Origin of the sequence: Halorarum salinum, from assembly GCF_013402875.1 — an archaeon.
Classification (GTDB): domain Archaea; phylum Halobacteriota; class Halobacteria; order Halobacteriales; family Haloferacaceae; genus Halorarum; species Halorarum salinum.
Window position 1 is genome coordinate 1,124,409 of the sequence record NZ_CP058579.1, and the last position, 19,099, is coordinate 1,143,507.

Annotated in this window: 20 protein-coding genes and 1 tRNA gene; 15 read left to right on the forward strand and 6 right to left on the reverse strand. The window is 71.2% G+C overall.

Annotated elements, in window-relative coordinates; translation table 11 throughout:
• Positions 1-60: 60 nt before the first annotated feature.
• From pyrH to HUG12_RS05345, 5 genes are all read left to right on the forward strand, one after another.
• Positions 61-777 carry a UMP kinase gene (pyrH, locus tag HUG12_RS05325; RefSeq protein ID WP_179267770.1) on the forward strand — a complete coding sequence of 239 codons (717 nt, stop codon included), beginning with the start codon at positions 61-63 and terminating at the stop codon, positions 775-777.
• Positions 774-2,498, forward strand: a complete 1,725-nt coding sequence (gene lysS / locus HUG12_RS05330) for a lysine--tRNA ligase (protein ID WP_179267771.1) — start codon at positions 774-776, stop codon at positions 2,496-2,498. The genes pyrH and lysS overlap by 4 nt, the downstream gene beginning before the upstream one ends.
• Positions 2,499-2,850: 352 nt before the next feature.
• Complete coding sequence (gene fer / locus HUG12_RS05335; protein ID WP_179267772.1) at positions 2,851-3,495, forward strand: ferredoxin Fer; 645 nt, start codon at positions 2,851-2,853, stop codon at positions 3,493-3,495.
• A 115-nt stretch (positions 3,496-3,610) separates the two neighbouring features.
• Positions 3,611-3,772: a DUF1059 domain-containing protein gene (locus HUG12_RS05340; protein ID WP_179267773.1), complete on the forward strand. Its 162-nt coding sequence runs from the start codon at positions 3,611-3,613 to the stop codon at positions 3,770-3,772.
• 122 nt (positions 3,773-3,894) lie between these two features.
• Entirely contained in the window at positions 3,895-4,539 is a 645-nt protein-coding gene (locus tag HUG12_RS05345) for a PadR family transcriptional regulator (protein WP_179267774.1), read from the forward strand.
• A 45-nt stretch (positions 4,540-4,584) separates the two neighbouring features.
• On the opposite strand, the gene HUG12_RS05350 is transcribed toward HUG12_RS05345, so the two are convergent.
• Positions 4,585-6,372: a site-2 protease family protein gene (locus HUG12_RS05350; protein WP_179267775.1), complete on the reverse strand. Its 1,788-nt coding sequence runs from the start codon at positions 6,370-6,372 to the stop codon at positions 4,585-4,587.
• A 197-nt stretch (positions 6,373-6,569) separates the two neighbouring features.
• Here HUG12_RS05350 and HUG12_RS05355 point away from each other — a divergent pair, with 197 nt between their 5' ends.
• From HUG12_RS05355 to HUG12_RS05370, 4 genes are all read left to right on the forward strand, one after another.
• Entirely contained in the window at positions 6,570-7,106 is a 537-nt protein-coding gene (locus HUG12_RS05355; RefSeq protein WP_179267776.1) for an LURP-one-related/scramblase family protein, read from the forward strand.
• Positions 7,107-7,700: 594 nt separating this feature from the next.
• Entirely contained in the window at positions 7,701-9,266 is a 1,566-nt protein-coding gene (locus HUG12_RS05360) for a heme-binding protein (RefSeq protein ID WP_179267777.1), read from the forward strand.
• A 128-nt stretch (positions 9,267-9,394) separates the two neighbouring features.
• Positions 9,395-11,017, forward strand: a complete 1,623-nt coding sequence (locus HUG12_RS05365; RefSeq protein WP_179267778.1) for a sensor histidine kinase — start codon at positions 9,395-9,397, stop codon at positions 11,015-11,017.
• A gap of 119 nt (positions 11,018-11,136) precedes the next feature.
• Positions 11,137-11,607, forward strand: coding sequence for a GNAT family N-acetyltransferase (locus tag HUG12_RS05370; protein WP_179267779.1), 471 nt, complete (start codon positions 11,137-11,139; stop codon positions 11,605-11,607).
• A 49-nt stretch (positions 11,608-11,656) separates the two neighbouring features.
• Here the strand turns inward: HUG12_RS05370 and HUG12_RS05375 are convergent, their stop codons facing one another.
• A complete protein-coding gene (locus HUG12_RS05375; RefSeq protein WP_179267780.1) occupies positions 11,657-11,824 on the reverse strand; it encodes a hypothetical protein in 168 nt (55 codons plus the stop codon).
• Positions 11,824-12,891: an aldo/keto reductase gene (locus HUG12_RS05380; RefSeq protein ID WP_179267781.1), complete on the reverse strand. Its 1,068-nt coding sequence runs from the start codon at positions 12,889-12,891 to the stop codon at positions 11,824-11,826. The genes HUG12_RS05375 and HUG12_RS05380 overlap by 1 nt, the downstream gene beginning before the upstream one ends.
• Positions 12,892-12,992: 101 nt before the next feature.
• Here HUG12_RS05380 and HUG12_RS05385 point away from each other — a divergent pair, with 101 nt between their 5' ends.
• From HUG12_RS05385 to HUG12_RS05400, 4 genes are all read left to right on the forward strand, one after another.
• Positions 12,993-13,373 (forward strand): SMP-30/gluconolactonase/LRE family protein, encoded by a 381-nt coding sequence (locus HUG12_RS05385; protein WP_179267782.1) that lies wholly within the window; start codon positions 12,993-12,995, stop codon positions 13,371-13,373.
• A 167-nt stretch (positions 13,374-13,540) separates the two neighbouring features.
• Positions 13,541-14,464 (forward strand): acyltransferase, encoded by a 924-nt coding sequence (locus HUG12_RS05390; protein WP_179267783.1) that lies wholly within the window; start codon positions 13,541-13,543, stop codon positions 14,462-14,464.
• Between the two features lie 21 nt (positions 14,465-14,485).
• A complete protein-coding gene (locus tag HUG12_RS05395) occupies positions 14,486-15,307 on the forward strand; it encodes an Nmad3 family putative nucleotide modification protein (protein WP_179267784.1) in 822 nt (273 codons plus the stop codon).
• A gap of 144 nt (positions 15,308-15,451) precedes the next feature.
• Positions 15,452-15,913, forward strand: coding sequence for a hypothetical protein (locus HUG12_RS05400; protein WP_179267785.1), 462 nt, complete (start codon positions 15,452-15,454; stop codon positions 15,911-15,913).
• A gap of 1 nt (position 15,914) precedes the next feature.
• Here the strand turns inward: HUG12_RS05400 and HUG12_RS05405 are convergent, their stop codons facing one another.
• Positions 15,915-16,448, reverse strand: coding sequence for a hypothetical protein (locus HUG12_RS05405; RefSeq protein ID WP_179267786.1), 534 nt, complete (start codon positions 16,446-16,448; stop codon positions 15,915-15,917).
• 253 nt (positions 16,449-16,701) lie between these two features.
• Positions 16,702-16,772, reverse strand: a tRNA-Gly gene (locus HUG12_RS05410).
• A gap of 171 nt (positions 16,773-16,943) precedes the next feature.
• Between HUG12_RS05410 and HUG12_RS05415 the strand changes: the two genes are divergently transcribed.
• Both HUG12_RS05415 and HUG12_RS05420 read left to right on the forward strand, forming a co-directional pair.
• On the forward strand, positions 16,944-17,522 hold the full coding sequence (locus tag HUG12_RS05415; RefSeq protein WP_179267787.1) for an NUDIX domain-containing protein: 579 nt from the start codon (positions 16,944-16,946) through the stop codon (positions 17,520-17,522).
• A 130-nt stretch (positions 17,523-17,652) separates the two neighbouring features.
• Positions 17,653-18,486 carry an NAD+ synthase gene (locus HUG12_RS05420; protein ID WP_179267788.1) on the forward strand — a complete coding sequence of 278 codons (834 nt, stop codon included), beginning with the start codon at positions 17,653-17,655 and terminating at the stop codon, positions 18,484-18,486.
• 2 nt (positions 18,487-18,488) lie between these two features.
• Here HUG12_RS05420 and HUG12_RS05425 read toward each other — a convergent pair whose 3' ends face one another.
• On the reverse strand, positions 18,489-19,091 hold the full coding sequence (locus tag HUG12_RS05425; RefSeq protein WP_179267789.1) for a DUF3105 domain-containing protein: 603 nt from the start codon (positions 19,089-19,091) through the stop codon (positions 18,489-18,491).
• Positions 19,092-19,099: the final 8 nt, after the last annotated feature.

Below are 19,099 nucleotides of genomic sequence, written 5' to 3' on the forward strand. Positions count from 1 at the left end.
GACACCCACACGGTGGCCACTCCGGGAGCCTTAAGACCGAATCGCGGCTACGCCGTTGCAATGAGAGTCGTCGTTTCCCTCGGCGGGAGCGTGCTCGCGCCCGAACTCGATCCCGAGCGGGTGGCGGGCCACGCCGCCGTCGTCGAACGCCTCGCGGACGAGGGCTGCGAACTCGGCGCGGTCGTCGGCGGGGGCGGCACCGCCCGGGAGTACATCGGCGCCGCGCGCGAACTCGGCGCGAACGAGGTCCAGCTAGACCAGATCGGCATCGACGTGACCCGCATCAACGCGCGGCTGCTCGTCGCGGCGCTCGACCGGCGCGCCGACCCCACGCCAGCCCACGACTACGACGAGGCGGGCGACGCAATCCGGCGCGGCGACATCTCGGTCATGGGCGGGGTGATGCCCGGGCAGACGACCGACGCCGTCGCCGCCGCGCTCGCCGAGTACGTCGACGCCGACCTGCTCGTCTACGCCACCGGCGCGGACGGCATCTACGACGCCGACCCGAACGAGGTGGCCGACGCCGAGCAGTACGGCGAACTCACCCCGGCCGAACTGGTCGAGGTCATCGCGCCGATGAGCCGGCACGCCGGCGCCTCCGCCCCGGTCGACATCCTCGCGGCGAAGCTCATCGAGCGCGCGGGCATGCGAACCATCGTGCTCGACGGCAACGACCCGTCGGCGGTCGAGGACGCGGTGCTTCGCGGCGAGCACACGGGCACCGACATCGTCCCGTCGGGCGGGGACGAGCCGACCTACTGGGCGCAGCGATGAGCGCGGACGCGGACGGAACGGGACCGAACGGCGAGCCGACGGACGCCGGGGGGAACGACGGGGTCCGCGTCGACCCGCACGCGGTCGGCCGCGGCGGGGGCGGCGGCGGCGACGGCGAGTACCGCGCGTTCTGGGCCGACGAGGTGGCCGACGAGATCGAGGCGCGCGACCCCGACGAGCCGATCGTCGTCAAGGGCGGCGTCTCGCCGTCGGGCATCGCCCACCTGGGCAACTTCAACGAGATCATCCGGGGCTACTTCGTCGCCGAGGTGCTCCGCGAGCGGGGCCACGCGGTCCGGCAGGTGTTCACCAGCGACGACAGGGACGCGCTTCGGAAGCTCCCCCGAAAGCTGGCGGACACCGACGGAAACGTCGTCGACCTCGGCGACGTCAACGCCGCCGCGCTCGGCGAGAACCTCGGGAAGCCGTACACCGACATCCCGGACCCGTTCGAGGACGGCCACGGCTCGTACGCGGCCCACTTCGCCGCGCTGCTCGAGGCCGACGCCGAGTCGCTCGGAATCCCGGTCGAGATGGTCTCGAACACGGAGCTGTACGCCGAGGGGGCGTTCGACGACGTCGTCGAGCACGTCCTCCGGAACCTCGACCGGGCCAGGGAGGTGCTGACGGAGTACCAGGACAAGGTGGACGAGGACTACGTCCCGTTCATGGCCCGGTGCGAGCAGTGCGGCACGCTGACCCAGGACGTCACGGCCGTGAACGTCGACGAGCGGACGGTCGAGTACCGCTGTTCGGGCATCGAGGCGGGCGGCCGGTACATCGAGGGCTGCGGCCACGAGGGGACCGCCTCGTTCCGGGAGGGGAAGCTCCCGTGGCGCTTCGAGTGGCCGGCCCAGTGGCGGGTGCTCGGCGTCGACTTCGAGCCGTTCGGGAAGGACCACGCGGAGGGCTCCTGGCCCAGCGGCGTCGACGTCGCGCGGAACGTCCTCGGCATCGAGCCGCCGGTGCCGATGGTGTACGAGTGGTTCACGCTGAACGGGGAGTCGCTCTCCTCCTCGTCGGGCCACGTCGTCACCGTCCAGGAGCTGCTCGACCTCATCGAGCCGGAGGTGTTGCGCTACTTCTTCGTCCGGAACCCCAAGAAGGCGAAGGATCTCAACGTGGAGCGGCTCGACCTGCTCGTCGACGAGTTCGACCGCTTCGAGCGTATCTACTTCGGCGAGGAGGCGGCCGACGAGGACCTGACGGCGTTCGCCGAGCGGGCGTACCCGTTCGTCGTCGACGAGGTCCGGCCGGACCGCGTCCGACTCCCGTACACCTTCGCGGCCGTGCTCGGCATGGTGGAGGACCGCGACTTCCGGGTGAAGCTGGCCCGCGACGAGGGGCACTTCACCGAGGACACGCCCGAGCGGGCCATCGAGGACGCCCTGGACCGCGTCGAGCGCGCCCGCCGCTGGGCCGAGCGCAACGACAACGAGTACAACTACCGCCTCCAGACGGACCTTCCCGAGCACGCGTTCGACGCCGACGTCGAGGCCGCGCTGGCGGACCTGGCCGACTTCGTGGCCGAGGGGCACGACGGCGAGGCGATCCAGGGCGAGATCTACGAGACGGCGCGGCGGCACGACGTGGAGGTGTCGGAGTTCTTCGAGGCGGGCTACCGGCTGTTCTTCGACGAGACGCAGGGCCCGCGGCTGGGCGAGTTCCTCGGCGAACTCGAGCGCGAGTTCGTGGTGGCGCGGCTCCGGCGCGAGGGGTAGCGACCCCGCTGTTGGCCGTTTCGAGGAGTTTCGGGCCCGATACGACGGTGACGAGTTTCGAATTCGGTGGTGATGGGTCGCTGGACGTTCGGCGCGCTGCGAGCAACGCGCGCGAGGGACGAGCACCGCAGGGGCGGTCCCCGAGTCGACAGCCGCGGGGGCTTTCGCGGTCGACACCGTGGCCACCTGATCCCAGTGAACCGACCAGCTTCGGAGTCGAGAGCCACGGGAACTTCGGAACGCTCTCACCCACCTTCCGGAACGAAGTCCCACCGCAATCCCCGAACGAGGCCGCACCGAAGTCACCGCCGGAACGACGAGCGTTTATCCCCCGGAACCGGTAACGGGGAGTATGGACTCCCCGTTCGACGTCCTCCGGGTCGACCCAGACGCGGACGAGGAGGAACTCGACCGGGCCTACCGCCGACGGGTGATCGAGACGCACCCGGACCAGGGGGGTTCGGCCGAGGAGTTCCGGCGCGTCAGGGCGGCCTACGAGCGGATCGTCGCGAGCGACGGCGAGCCCCCGGAGGACCTCGAAGTCGAGGCGGAGCCGACGACGGCGGAGACGCCCGAAACCACGGTCGAGTACCTCGACTACGAGGTGCTCGACGACCACGGCTGGGCGCTCGACGACGACGACCTGTTCGAGAAGGCGGCGGCGGCCGACCTCGACGCGGTCGACCACGGGGAGTTCACCGTCGAGGCGGGCGAGACGCTCCTCGAAGCCGCCGAGAACAGCGGGTTCGCCTGGCCCTACGCCTGCCGCGGTGGGGCGTGCGCGAACTGCGCGGTCGCGGTGACGGAGGGCGAGCTCTCACAGCCGGTCGACCACATCCTGCCGCCGGAGATGACCGACCGCGGCATCAGGCTCTCCTGTAACGGGATGCCGACGACGGCGGAACTGTCGGTGGTCTACAACGTCAAGCACATCCCCGAACTCGACGAACTCCGCCTGCCGCCGCACCCGTTCGAACGGGCCTACCCGACCGAGTGAGCCGCTCGACCCCCGGCCGAGTGCGACGACCGCGCGCCTCCCTCGGCCACCCTTGAATGTGCAACCGACACTGTTCACCGTCCGCGGGGCGAAGCGACGCCGAGGCGAACCACGGATGGTCTGGGAGTACACCTGTCCGGTCGACGGCTGCGAGTTCTCCGCCAGCGGGAACGAGGAGGGCGGGGTCGTGGAGAGCGCACAACAGCACGTGGGCGACAAGCACGGGGATATGCCGACCCGGGAGGAGGTCGAACGGCACCTCGTCGGGCCGGGGTGAGTCGCTGCCGGTCGGCCGTTCGCCGACCCCCGGAACCCGCCCGCGGGAACGAACTGACCGGCCGGTTAGCGAAGTTGTAGGGACCGAAACCCTTACCCTCGGAACTCGGGAAGTGGGGTCCAATGCGGAAGAGCGGCCCGCCGCGAGGGCTCATCTCGTATCTCGTGCTCGAACTCCTCGAGGAGAAACCCCGGTACGGTTACGAGATTCTGAAGGAGATCACGGAGATCAGCGGCGGCCACTGGGAGCCCTCGTACGGCTCCGTCTACCCCATCCTCTACAAGTTCGAGGACGAGGGGTGGGCCGAACGCATCGAGCGGGAGGACGAACCGGACCGCAAGTACTTCGAGTTGACCGACGCGGGCCGCGAGCACCTCGCGGAGAAGCGCACCGAGACCGGCGGGAAGGCCCGCGAGTTCGCGGACGTCATCCTCGGCTTCTACCACGTCTACGTCGCGTTCGCCACCGACGACCGCTTCGAGACCGGAGCGCCGGCCGACGAGTGGTGCTTCGACGACACCTACTCGGGGTGGATCGTCGAACAGATGGTCCGCCACCACGAACGGGACTTCGGCGAGTTCGAGCGCGTTCCGGACACCCCCGAGGAGTTCTACGGGAAGCACGGCGGTTCGTGGGAGCCCGCGGGCGAGGGCTCGGACGGGGCCGGTCGGGACGGGGAAGACGCCGACGGGGAGGGGACCGACGACGGCGCCGACGGCGGGGACGCCGGCGGGACGGAAGCCGAGGGGCAGGCGAGCGACGACTAGGGACGGCCGGTTCGCCCGGCCAACCCCCGGCACCGACCCGGCGAGCTACCCGCCGATGAACTGCGGCCCGAACACGATGACCAGCAGCGCCGCGAGCATCGTCAGCCCGACCGAGGTGGTGAGCGTCCGGACCAGCCGCGGACGGTCGGACACCGGGAGCCTGGAGACGATACCCTCCGCCACCATCCGGAGGATTCGCCCGCCGTCGAGCGGGTAGCCCGGGATGCAGTTGAAGATGCCCAGCTGGACGTTGATCCAGGCGGTCCAGAAGAGGGCGTTCGCCGCGAGGAACACCGGCGTCTCCCCGAACGCCGCGAGCGGGCCGCTCACCTCGTAGAAGTTGGTGAACACGCCGTAGAAGCCGGCGAAGTTGTACGGCAGGTAGCCGACCGCCCCGGCCAGCGGGAGGAGGATGGCGACGTACGCGAGCCCCAGGAACGAGCCCACGAGCCCGCCGATGCCCGGCGGGGCCTCGCCCGCGTCGCCGCCGAGCAGCGCGAGGTACGCCTCCGCGGGGTACGAGCGCACGCCGAAGTCGTCGACGACGAGCCCGGAGACGCCCTCCGCGCCGAAGACGCCGATCTGCGGGTCGCCCTCGGGGCCGCCGAGGGTCACCTCGTACTCCTCGAAGGTGCCGTTCACGTACGCCCGGATCGTCACCGTGTCGCCGGGTTCGTGGTCGGCGAGGGCGGTATCGAGGTCCGCGAAGTCGACGACGCGCTCGCCGGCGACGCGGGTGATCACGAACGAGCCGTTCAGGTCGGTCGCCTCGGCCAGCGCCCCGTCCTCCGAGACCTCGGAGACGTACACGCCGAGCGGGAGCGTCCGCTCGCCGGCGCTGGTCTCGAGTTCGGCGTACTCGTGGTCGGCGGCCGCCTCGCGGAACTCGGCGTAGGTGCCGACCTCGGTGCCGTTCACGGCCGTCACGTCCACCGGCTCCTCGCCCTCGCCGATCGAGAGCCCCGCCGGGTTCCCCTCGACGGCGCCCACGACGACGACCCGCCTGTCGACAGTGACCGACTCGTCGCCGTTCACCTCGACCTCGACCGACCGGTCGGGGGCGGCCGCGAGCGCGTCGCGGAGTTCGGACTCGTTCGACACGGGCGTTCCCGCGACGGCGGTGACGCGGTCGCCGCCCTCGATGCCTGCCTGGCCCGCCGGCGCGCCCTCGTAGGCGCCGCCGACGGCGACGCCCGGCGCCGCGGAGATGGCGCCGACCACCGGGCCGAACAGGAGCAGGAAGGCGACGAGCGTGACGAAGAAGTTGTTCGTCACGCCCGCGGCGAACATCCGCGAGCGCGCCCCCCGGTCGGCCTCCCGCTGGCTCTCCTCGTCGGGTTCGACGAACGCGCCGACGGGGACGAACGCGAGCAGGACGACGCCCATCGACTCGATGTCGATGTCCTCCACGCGGCAGAGCAGGCCGTGCCCGCCCTCGTGGACGACGAGCGCGATCAGCAGGCCGAACACGATCTCGGGCGCGACCGCCAGCGGGAGGAAGTCGTTGACGCCGGGGATGACGAGGAAGTTCTGGGGCTCGTTCGCCTGCGTCGAGACGGGGTTCCGGATCGTCAGGACGGCCGCCTGGACGAGGAAGTAGAACATCCCGAACATGACGACCAGCGCGATGCCGACCCCGACGTTGCTCCAGGCCCGCCAGAGGCGGCGCGGCGTGGCCAGCCAGTCGAGGAACGCCCGGCCGCGCTTGGTGTGGATCGTCGTCAGCGGGCCCTGGACCTTCACCGACTCGGGGAGATACCCCCTCGCGTTGAGGGCGGTGAGGATCGCGGTGTAGGCGACGACGCCCGCGAGAACCCAGAGGAGCGCGTTCATTACGGGGACGAAACCCGCGCTCGGCCAAAGGTATTCGGGTCTGGGGACGGGGGCCGCCGGACCCGGATGGCGAGGGGTGCCCTCACAGGCGGCGACTCGCGAGGCTGCACCCGTACCGCTCGTCCCCGGAAACACGGGCAATTCTTTCGCGACTCCGTGTCCGAAACTTCTTGTCCCGTGGCGAGCCAGCACCGCCAATGTTCGACGGCTCCCGCTACGAGGTCCGCCAGAAGATCGCCATCGGGAACAAGTACGTCGTCTCGGAGGGGGGCGAGGAGATCCTCGCGTCCGCCCAGAAGAAGCTCCGCCTGAAGGAGGACTTCCGGTTCGAGGACGTCGACACCGGCGAGGAGGCCTTCCGGGTGAAGGCCGACAGCGTGCTCGACACCTCGGCCGCGTACGACGTCGAGGACTCCCGCTCCGGCGAGCGCGTCGGCTCGGTGAAGCGAAGCCTCAAGTCGATGCTGAAACACGAGTACCAGCTGCTCGGCCCCGACGGCGACGTCGTGGCGACGGTGAAGGAGGACAGCTGGGCCCGCGCGCTCGTCCGTCGGTGGGTCACGACGCTGCTCCCGTTCGCGTACGTCGTGGAGGCGCCGGACGGGACCGAGGTCGGCCGCATCGAGGGCGCGTTCTCGCTGCGGGACCGCTACTCGGTGACGGTGTCGGGCGACGTCGACCCGCGGCTGGTCGTCATCGCGGCCGTGGTCGTCGACGCCATCGAGGAGAACTAGCGGGCGTTGAACGCGATTCCGCACCCCGATTACGTCGCTTCCTCGGTTGGCAGGTAGCAGACCACGACTGCTGCTGGCGATGATTACAGCCTCGCCCTCCCCAGCCTCCTGTGCTCCTCGGCTCGCTCGCTCACTGCGTTCGCTCGTTCGCCTGCGGTGCTCGTCCCTCGCGCGCGTCCGCTCGCCCCTCCGGGGCTCGCCGTCACGCGCGCCGACCGCCAGCACGCGCTTCACCGCCCCCCTGCTGCCAGCGCCCCGCCGGCTGGACGGACGGTCGCCGCGGCTGACTACCGGCGGCGGCGCGAGCGGTAGTCAGGGTCGCGTCGCTTGACCGAATTTCCGCCGGGTGGGACTGAAAGGGGCCGCGGCTCTCGGGGAAGCACGGTGCCTCAAGCACCGCAGGGAGCGAGCGAAGCGAGCGACTGAGGAGCGCAGAGTGTACCGCGCGACCCGAGAGCCGCGGGGGCTTTCGCGGTCGTCACCAGCGAACCGACCGACGTGGCTCGATACCCAGTCAAACTCGGACCGAACACCACCACTCCACAGGAGAATCGAAGGAAAACAGGCAAACCCCCCGCGTCCCAACCTCCGCCTATGACCGAAGCCCCGCAGACGGACGAAGGGTGGTACGTGCTCCACGACTTCCGCGAGGTCGACTGGGACGCCTGGCGGGACGCCCCCGAGCGCGAGCGCCGGCGGGCGATCGCGGAGGGCGTCGACCACCTCGAACGCCACGAGGCCCTCGCGGACGCCGAGGAGGGCGCCTCGGCCGTCTTCTCCGTGCTCGGGCACAAGGCCGACCTGCTCGTGCTCCACTTCCGGCCGACGCTCGACGCGCTCTCGACGGCCGAGCGCCGGTTCGAGTCCACCGCGCTGGCCGAGTACACGACCCAGCCCGCCTCCTACGTCTCCGTGACCGAAGTGTCGGGGTACGTGTCGGACGACTACTTCGAGGGGAACGAGGACGACATCGACGAGGGCCTCCGCCGCTACATCGAGGGGAAACTGAAGCCGGACATCCCCGACGACGAGTACGTCTCCTTCTACCCGATGAGCAAGCGGCGCGGCGAGGAGTACAACTGGTACGACCTGGGCTTCGAGGAGCGCGCCGACCTGATGTCGGGCCACGGCGACGTCGGCCGGAAGTACGCGGGCAGGATCAAGCAGGTCATCGCCTCCTCCGTGGGGTTCGACGACCACGAGTGGGGCGTCACCCTGTTCGCGGCCGACCCCGCCGACATCAAAGACATCGTCTACGAGATGCGCTTCGACGAGGCGTCCTCGCGCTACGGCGAGTTCGGACGGTTCTACGTCGGCCGGCGCTTCCCGCCGGGCGACCTGGGCGCGTACCTCGCCGGCGAGTCGGTGCCGACGAGCGAGCACGGGGGGGACGGGGACCACGCGCACGCGGGCGGCGAACCCGCCCACGGCGACCATCCGCACGGGGGCGGCCACAGCGGCGACGGCGACCACCCGCACGGCGACGGGAGCCATCACGGGTCGGGTGACCATCACGGCGAGGGCCACCACGACGGCCACGGAGGGGGAAGCGAGGACGGCGACGCGGCGGACGACGAGGCGTCCATCCGCGCGGAACTGGCGGACCTCGACGTCTACGCCGGCAAGCCCCACGGCGAGGACGTGTTCGCCACCGTGCTCTACTCCGAGGCGGACCCGGACGAACTGTTCGCGGAGGTCGAGGGCCTGCGCGAGAACTTCGACCACTACGGCACGCACGTCAAGACCGCCGTCTACTCCGGGACGGGGACCGACCGCGAGGCGGTCGTCTCCATCTGGGAGACCGCCAGCGCCGCCGAGACGGCCGCTGGCTTCCTCTCGGAACTCCCCGACGTCGTCGCGCGTGCCGGCGAGGAGTCCGGCTTCGGGACGATGGGGATGTTCTACGCCGTGAAGCCGGAGCACCGCGAGGACTTCGTGGGGAAGTTCGAGACGGTCGGCGAGGTGCTCGCGGACACCGAGGGGCACCACGGGACCGACCTGATGGTGAACCGCGAGGACGAGAACGACATGTTCATCGCCAGCCAGTGGGCCTCGCGGGAGGACGCGATGGGATTCTTCCGCTCCGAGGAGTTCCGCGAGACGGTCGAGTGGGGCCGCGACGTCCTCGCCGATCGGCCGCGGCACGTCTTCCTGGCCTGAACCGGTTCAGCACGCGGAAGGTCGTCCCCCGCCTGACCCGGCCGCAACCGGCCCCCGGACGGCGTCGGCTATCAGGAATGGTTCGCGAGTAGCGGGATTTATCACGGCCGGTCGGTAACGCGGGGTCGATGGATTCCCGCGACGCCGCAGGGGAGGAATCCGGGCGCGTGAGCGCGCTCTACGCGGCGACGCGGGACCTGCTGACCGCCCCGGACCGGGAGTCGTTGTGCGAGGTCGCGGTCCGGACCGGCGAGGAGATCCTGGGGCTCCCGTTCGTCTCCGTCCACCTCGTCGAGGCCGGGCGGCTCCAACCGGTCGCGACCACCGCCGCCGTGCGGGAGCGGTACGACGAGGTCCCGACCTACGGCCCCGGCGACCCGGTCTGGGACGTGTTCGACGGCGGCGAACCGGTGGCCTTCGACGACGTGCGGGACGCTGACGTCGCCGCCGGCGTCGTCGTCCCCATCGGTTCCCACGGCGTCCTCATCGCGGGTGCGGCCGACGAGCGCGAGGTGAAGGGGTCGGGGGTCGAACTCGTCCGCCTCCTCGCGGACAACACGGCCGTGGCGCTCGACCGACTCGACCGGGAACGGCGGCTCGACCGGCTCCACAGGGCCGCCCGCGAGCTGATGACGGCTCGCGACACCGCCTCGGTCGCCGCGGCGGCGACGAACGCGGCCCACGAGATCCTCGGGCTACGGGTCAACGCGGTGTTCCTCCGCTCCTCGGACGGCGACCGCCTCGTCCCCGTGAGCGTCACCGAGGAGGCGAAGGAGCTGTTCGGGGAGATCCCGGACCTGAAGCCCGGCAGCGTCGCGTGGCGGGGCTACGAGGACGGCGAGGCGGAGATCCACGACGACGTCCGGACCGACCGTGACGTGCAGAACCCGGAGACGCCGGCCCGGAGCGAGGTCGTCCTGCCGCTGGGGGACCACGGCGTGTTCATCGCCGGCACGACCGAGGTGGACGCCTTCGCGGAGTCGGACCTGAGCCTGGCGCGCGTGTTCGCCGACAACGTCGAGGCCGCGCTCGACCGCGCAGAGCGGGAGGCGATGGTCCGGAACCGCGAGGGCGAACTCGCGCGACAGAACGAGCGGCTGGAGGAGTTCGCCTCCGTCGTGAGCCACGACCTCCGGAACCCGCTGAACGTCGCGCAGGGGCGGGTCGAACTCGCGATGGACGACTGCGACAGCGAGCACCTCGAGCACGCCCACCAGGCCCACGAGCGGATGGTCGCGCTCATCGAGGACCTGCTGGCGCTCGCCCGGAACGGCCAGGGCGTGGGCGACGTCGAGTCCGTCGCGCTGGCCCCGCTCGCACACGAGGTCTGGGCGACCGTCGAGGGCGGCACGCTCGACGTCCACGAGAACGTCGGTGCCGTCGACGCCGACCCGTCGCGACTCCGCGAACTGTTCGAGAACCTGTTTCGAAACGCCGTGGAACACGGTTCCACGAACGGTCGGACGGGGCCCGGCGACGCCGGCGAGCACGGCTCGGAACCCGGGAGCGTCACCGTCGAGGTCGGGCCGCTCGACGGGGACGGCGGCTTCTACGTCGCCGACGACGGCCCCGGCATCCCCCCCGGGGACCGCGAGGCGGTGTTCGAACGCGGGTTCACCACGGCCGAGGAGGGGACCGGCTTCGGCCTCCCCATCGTCCGCGAGATCGCGGAGGCTCACGGCTGGCGGGTCGCGGTGACCGACGGCGCCCTCGAGGGCGCCCGGTTCGAGATCAGGACCGACTCGGAGTGAACGGGCGAACCAGGGCGTGACGAGTCGAACCGAAGTGAGACGTGGCGGACCGAAGTGAGACGTGGCGGACCGTGGGAGGACCGAAACCGCTATCCGGCGGTCCCGACCTTGCAGGCTCGATGGTCGAACCGGCGATTCGCAGGGCGAGCGCGGCCGACGCGGCGGCGCTCGCACGCGTGTATCGGAGCGCCTACCGGGAGAACCGCGAACTCGGGTTCCCCGCGAAGGCGGGGTCGGCGACCGAACGCGAGGTCGGCGACTGGATCCGGGGGTGCCGGGTGTACGCCGCCCGGGTCGACGACGAGGTCGTCGGCGGTGTTCGACTCGAGGCGAGCGGTCCCGAGCGCGTGAAGCTCAGCCGCCTCGGCGTCCACGGGAACTGGAAGGGCGAGGGGATCGGGGGAACGCTGCTCGACCACGCGGAGGGAGCGGTTCGGGACTGCGGTCGCACGACCGTCTGGCTCACGACGCCCGGCGAGCACCCGTACCTCCCAGAACTGTACCGGGGCCGCGGCTACGAGGAGACCGGCACGTACCCGCTGGAGCATCGGGAGTACGACGAGATCGTCATGGAAAAGCGGGTTCGGTAGGGGCGGCGGCCGGTCCGCTCGGCCGCCGTTCCGGGGTGGGCCGACGAGCCTATCGCGTGAGGAGATACGCGAGCGCACCGAGGACGCCCACGAGGGAGGTGGCGAGCCCCCAGCGTCGCGCGTCGCGGCCGCGCCTGCGGGCGTCACGGACGACGAACGCAGCGAGCAGCGCGTGACAGACGAGCGTGGCCGCCGCGAGCCTCCGGCGTCGACCCATCAGTCGTCCGCGGAGCGGGCGGGCAGGACGCCGGCGTCCCGGAGGTCGGCGCCGTCGACGGAGGTCCGGAACTCCGCGGGGTCCATGCCGTCGTCGCGGTCGACGCCGAAGTCGTCCGCGTACAGGTCGGCGACGCGTTTGAACTCCCCGTCGCTCAGCGCGGGCGTGTCGGGCGCCGCGGCCCACTCGTCGACGTCCCCGCGCGAGCGGAACGTCGGCGTCACGGACGCGACCTCGTCGTGGGCGAGGAGCCACTGGATGGTGGCCTGGCCCATCGTGCGCTCGCCGTCCCGCTCGAGGAACCGGATCGCCTCGATCTTCTCCCAGCCGGTCTCGAACCACGCGTCGGGGCGGAACGAGCGGTGGTCCCCCTCGCCGAGTTCGGTGTCGGGCGTGACCTGCTCGTTCAGGAGGCCCGAGGAGTGCGGGACCCGGGCGATCAGGCTCGTGTCCGCGCCCAGGTCGCGGGCGGTGTCGATGAAGTGGTTTCCGGGGGTCTGTTCGAACAGGTTGTAGACGGTCTGGACCGCGTCGAAGTCGAGTTCGGCGGCGCGGTCGCCCTCGGCCAGCCAGCCGATGGAGGGGCCGAGCGCCCAGCCCAGCGCGTCGACCAGCCCCTCCTCGCGGAGGTCGTACAGCGTCTCGAGCAACTCGTCGGTCACCTCGTCGACGTTCGCGTTGTGGAGGAACAGCACGTCGACGTACTCCATGTCGAGCCTGTCGAGCGACTTCTCGACGGCCTCGCGGACGTACTCACCGTCCAGTTCCTTCGGGAGTTCGCCGTGGCCCGCCTGCGGGTTGTTGTAGAAGTCGTAGCCGACCTTCGTGCCGACCGTGACCTCCTCGCGGTGCTCGCCAAGCGCCTCGCCGATCAGCTCCTCGGAACGGCCGTGCCCGTACACGTCGCCGGTGTCGAAGAACGTGATCCCGCGGTCGAGCGCGTGCTCGATCAAGTCGACGGCGTCCTCGTCGGTCCGGTCGCCCCACCAGTCCGTGCCGACGACCCACGCGCCGAAGGCCACCTCGCTCACCTCGACGCCGGAGTCACCGAGTTCGCGGTACTGCATGTCGCGGCGTTCGTGCTACCGCCACTTATCCGGCCCGGTTGACGGGACGGCGGGTTCCGGCCCGGCGGTTAAGCGTCGCGGGGCCGTCTCCCCACCCTGCCATGACCCCTCTCGACGGACGGACGGTCGGACGGCCGTTCGCGAGCGGGGCGGGCCTCGGGTTCGTCGGCGTCGGCCGGGCCGACCCCGGCGACGGCGCCGCGGACGACCCGGGGACGCACCTCGAGTCACCCGCGACCTTCGGCGCGGACGGGATCGCTGCCAGAGGGTCGCAGGTGTACGTCGCGGCCAACGGCAGGAACGAGGTGGTCCGCGTGGCGCCGTCGGGGGAGTCGGTGGTCCTCGCCGACGCCGACGACGGACTCGCGTTCCCCTCGGACGTCGCCTTCGGCGCCGGACGGGGGGACGACGTCGACCTGTTCGTCTGCAACTTCGCCACCACCGACCCGGCCGCCGCCGGCGTCCTCCGGACCCGGCCGTAGGAACCGCCGGCGACGGTCGCCGCCGGGGTATCCGGGCCCCGCCGACGTCGCCGTGCACCCGACTCCGAAGCGGGTCGTCGTCCCCGACGGCCCGGCACGTCGGCGTCGGCAGGGCGAACACCGTGCACATCCGAACTCCTTTGCCCTCCGACGGCAAAGGCGGGCACATGACCAAGCGTCACGTGTCCCTCCCGGCGGAGGCGGAGGAGGGCCTCGCGGCCTTCCTCGAGCAGGTGGACGAACGGCTCTCCGGCGAGGAGGACACCTGCGAGGTGGTCCGCGACACCCTCGTCGACCTCTTCGGGGACCGCGACGCCTACGAGCGCTGGCAGGCCGGCGGCGACGTGACGCCCGCCGAGCGGGTCCGCCTGCAGGGGTACGACCCGTGCAACGCGACCCTCGAGTCCGAGTACTACGCCGAGAAGGACGAGGAGAAGTTCAAGCGCTCCAAGCACCTCCAGTGGCTCTGGCGGCAGTTCGACGCGACGCCGATGGCCGACAACATCGAGTTCGCGCTCCGCTTCCGCGGGATGCTCGCGGGTCACCTGTTCGCGGAGGCCGGCGAGAACCTCCGGCTGTTCAAGGGCATCTCGTTCACCTACGGCCACAACATCGAGATCGGGGACAACACCGTCATCCACGACGACGTCCACCTCGACGACCGCGGGAAGCTGACGATCGGCGACCGCGTCTCCATCTCCGACTCGGCCCACATCTACAGCCACGACCACGACATCGTCGACCAGACGGCGATCGAGAACTTCCACACGATCGTCGAGGACGACGCCAGGGTCACCTTCGACTCCATGATCCGCGCGGGGGTGAAGGTCGGCGAGAACAGCGTCGTCGGCGCCAAGTCCGTCGTGCAGGGCGACGTGCCCGCCCACCACGTCGCCGTCGGCAGCCCCGCACGGAGCGTGAAGGTGAAGCCCGGGTGGGAGACGGTCGCCGAACCGGTCGCGGACAAACTGGAGAACCGGGCCGCCGAGCGGCGCGTCGAGTTCGAACTCCCCGACGACCTCGACGACTTCGACGAGTTCGACCGCGACCTGACGCCGCCCGACGTCGAGGCGCCCGAGGCCGAGGACTGAACCCGGCCACCGGCCGCACTCGTGTCCAGGGCAGTCGCCATCAACGTCGCCGCCAACACGAACATCCCCGGAGCGCGCGGTCCGGTGTTTCCGGACGGGTCGTTCGTCTACGTCCCCATCCCGGAGCGCGAGCAGACGACCGAAGCGGTTCCGACGTACGCCGACCTCGACCTCGCCGGGTACGTTCCGGGGGGTGCACGCGACCTGCCGGTCCACCTGGACCCCGAGTTCGCGGGGACGCACGGCCGGTCGTCGTACACCTACGGCGACCCCCACGGCGTGAAGGCCGGGCCGCTCTCCCGGCTCGATCCCGGCGACCTCCTGCTGTTCTACGCGACGCTCTCGCGAGCCGAGCGGTCGGCATCCGCTCGCTCGGACCCCGACGCCACCCCTGCGCGGGCCTCCGAAACTTCCCCTGCACGGGCCTCCGAAACTTCCCCTGCGCGGGCCTCCGACGCCACCGACCCGCCGCGCGACTGGCTGGCTCCCGAGTGGGGCGCCTACCTCGTCGGCGAGTTCGAGGTGGCGGAGGTGCTCGCCGGCGAGGCGTACCGCGCGGCCGACGGGGCGACGAGGGGGCGTTTCGACTCGAACGCGCACGTGCGCCGCGAGGCGTTCGACGCGGCGGTCCTCGTCCGGGGAACCGACCGTTCCCGGCTGTACGATCGGGCGGTCCCGCTCTCGACGCCCGGGGCGGGCGCGGAGGCGAACGAACTCGTCACCGAACTGTCGACCGATTCGGGGAGGGGACCGTGGTGGCGGCGCGTCCTCCGGTACGACGGGGCGGCGACCGGGGAACTCCGTGAGCGGATCGAAACCGACCCGGCCGAGTGGCTCGACTGAGCGGCGCGGCGGCGCGAGCGGGGGGTGATCGGGACGACCGGTACCGTGCCACGATCCGGGTTCCACCCGAAACGAGGCGCACGCCCGTCAGACGTCCGCAAGACGCGTCACAGTCCTTATCTCACCCCGTCTGAAAGCGAAAGCATGGAATCGACACGACGAGAGTTGCTCGCGGCCGCCGGCGCCGTCGGCGCCGCGGGGGTCGCCGGCTGTCTCGGCGACGACACGGCGAACCAGGCGGGCGGCGGGAGCGAGGGCGAGTCGAAGCTCGCGTACCTGCGCGTGGCGAACGAACACCGCGAGGACCACTCGGTCCACGTGCTCGTCCAGCGCGACGGGGAGCCGATCCACTGGTCGAACCACGACCTCGCGGCCGGAGACGACGGGATGACGAGCGAGACGGTCGAACAGTCGTGGTCCACGACGGACGCCCGGGTCACCGTGTACGTCCGGCTCGACGACGACGCCGACTGGGACTCGTTCGACATCGACGACGGTCGGTGGGACTGCTACGGCGCGATGGTGAAGGTGAACCCGGACGGGGAGTTCGGCGTCTGGTTCGAGCAGAACCCGTCCGCCTGCGAGGGAACGACGGCGAGCGACTGAGTCAGTCGTCGGCCGGCGTCACGTCCCCCGACTCCGGGTTCCCGTCCCGCGGCGCGGCGAGCGACCGCACGGCGGCTCGGCCGAGCGCGCCGAACGCGCCCCCGGCCAGGAACACGCCCACGCCGCGGACGAGGCCGCTGCCGGTGCCGAACGCCGCGATGCCGACCGCGAGGAGGCCGGCGACCAGCGCGAGCAGTTCCGTGACGGGCGAGGTCCGCGAGCGCCGGCGACGTTCGACCGCGACGCCGGTGACGACGCCGCCGAGCACGAGCACGGTGCCGAGGTGGCGGCCGCCGACGGCGCCGACCGAGAGCGCGAGCACCGCCGCCAGCGTCGCGGCCGCGCCGTTCGCCCCCGCGAGCAGCACCGCCTCGCCGTTGGCGGTCCACCCCTCGCGCTCGGCGAGTCGGCGGAACGCCTCCGGAAGCGCGAGCCGTGCGACGCCGAAGACGACGGCGAAGACGACCAGCGCGACGAGGAGGTGGACGACCGACCAGACGAGGTTCGAGAGCGCGGCGAACTGGAGCGGGACCATGTGGTGGCCGCCGGCCGGGCGAGGCTTAACTGTGCGGTTTCGAGACCGGACGAGGGCGTACTCGTCGGGTATCGGACGGTACGCGTCGCTACGGGTCGGTCGCCCGGTCGCACCGCTCGACGAGAGAATCGGATCGGAGTGTGCCGGCCGGGAGTTGAACCACGTCGAGACGTGCTCGCCGGCGCTACGCGCGACTCGTCTACTTCGATTCCCGCGACGACGCCGTCGCTCGTCACGGTCGTTCCTCGCGAACTGCGCCGGCCGGGAATTGAACCCGGGCTATTGGCTTGGGAAGCCAATGTCCTACCACTGGACCACCGGCGCGTGCAGTCCCGAATACCCCATCCCGACACTTCAAGTAATCGGTAGCCTCCGCGGCGGCGTCCGGCCGTGGAGGCTCGCCGATCGGGGCCGACGAGGGCCGCTACGCCCGTTTCCCTCACGAACGATTCGACGGCAGAGTTACCTGGCCGGTCTCCATGTGGGATGACACCAATGAACCAGCCGCCCGAGCACTGCCCCTACTGTGGTACCGCGGTCACCGGGGTCGACACCCCGACGCACGCCGTCGTCGAGACGCCGACGGTCTACCGGTGCGAGTCGTGCGACGACTACGTGTTCTACAACCCCACTCCCGGGGGGAGCGCCGCCGTCGTGGACGGCGGGCGCCTTCTCCTCGTGGAGGACTTCCGCTCCCCCGGCGAGTGGAAGCTCCCGTCCGGACGGATGGCGCTCGGCGAGTCCCCGCGCGAGGGGGTCGCCCGCGAACTCGAGGAGGAGACCGGGCTCTCCGTCGACCCCGACGACCTCGCGTACTTCTACGACGAGGCGGGGGAACCGGTCGAGGGCCAGTACATGGTCGGCATCGACTACGCGGTCCCGCGGTCGAAGACGGCGGGGACCCTCGAGGCGGGATCGGACGCGACGGACGCCCGGTTCTTCACCCCGGCCGAGTTCGCGGACTCGCCGTTCTCCATCAAGGGGACCCACGTGGATCGGTTCGGGACGGACAGCCTGGACTGGTTGCTGTGCGAGGCCGAGCGGGCGCTCGACGCCGAGCGCGAGACCGGATGACCCAACCGCGGTCGACCGCCTACTCCCGTCCGAACCGCCCCGGACCGCCCCGTCGCGTCGAACTGGACGGGCGTCCAACGGCATCGGCCGACGCGTGGCTATTAGTCCGTCGCCGCGAAAGGAACCGCCGATGAGCGACACCGTCCTCCTCGACGACTCGGAGACCCCGCTGGACCTGCGGTTCTCGGAGGCCGAACTCGAAGCGACCCGCGAACACGTCGTCGACTTCGTCGCCGACCAGGTCGAGTCGGCCGGCCTCGAGGGCGCCGTCCTCGGGCTCTCGGGCGGCATCGACTCCACGACCGTCGCCCACCTCGCGGCCGAGGCGCTGGGCCCGGACGCGGTCCACGGGCTGGTGATGCCCGGCGAGGTGAACACGGCGGACAACATGGGCGACGCCGAGCGCGTGGCCATGGACCTGGGCATCGAGTACGACGTGGTCGAGATCGAACCGATCGCCGAGGCGTTCTACGGGGCGTTCCCGGAGGGGACAGACGACCGGATGGCCGAGGGGAACGTCCGGGTCCGGGTGCGGGCCGTGCTCAACTACTTCGTCGCGAACGCGGAGGACCGCCTCGTGCTCGGCACGGGCAACCGGAGCGAGTCGGCGACCGGCTACTTCACGAAGTACGGCGACGGCGCGGTCGACTGCAACCCACTGGGGAACCTCTACAAGCAGCAGGTGCGCCAGCTCGCCGACCACCTCGGCGTCCCGCGCGACCTCGTGATGAAGACGCCCTCCGCGGAGATCTGGGAGGGCCAGACCGACGAGGAGGAGCTGGGGCTCTCCTACGACGCCCTCGACGCCATCCTCGCGCTCCACGTCGACGGCCCGCTCTCGACGAGCGCGACCGTCGAGTACCTCGGCGTCCCCGAGTCGGCCGTCGAGCGCGTCGTGGAACTGTACGAGGGCTCGAAGCACAAGCGGTCGACGCCGCCGACGCCCGCGGACCTGCGGCTGTAGCCCTACCGCACCGGGTTCTCCGGCCCGCGCCCGAGGAACTCCGCGCAGAACGCCCGGACGACCTCGGCGTCGTACTCCTCCATCCGGAGCATGTGCTGCCACGCGGTGAGCGTGTACGGCGCCTCCGGGCCATCGTAGTCGTACGGCGCGACGACGATCGACCGCCAGGTGCCGGCGTGGTTGTTCGCCCACGCCCGGAGGCTCCCGCGTGCCTCCTCGGTCAGTTCGTCGGGGTCGTAGTAGACGACGACTGCGCCGTGTTCGAGGGTGTGGACGAGTTCGCCGCGGCTCCGTGGCTCCTCGTAGAATCCCGCCCGGACGGTCCCGGCGTAGTGGTTCCCCGAGGTCGGCGGCCGTATGCCGTACTCCACCTCGGTGCCCGCCGGGACGTGGTCGACGCCCTCGTTCGGGAACGACTCCACGTCCGCGAGGGCGGCCGCGTCGCCGCGGTCGGGGAGCGACTCGGCCTCGATGCCACCCCCGCCGCCGAGGCCGAGACAGCCCGAGAGTGGGAGCACGGTCGCGCCGCCGGCGACGCGGAGGACGGCCCGACGGCTCGGGGAGCGGAGCTCGGCGTCGCCGCCGATCGGTGAACGGCCTGGCATGACCGACG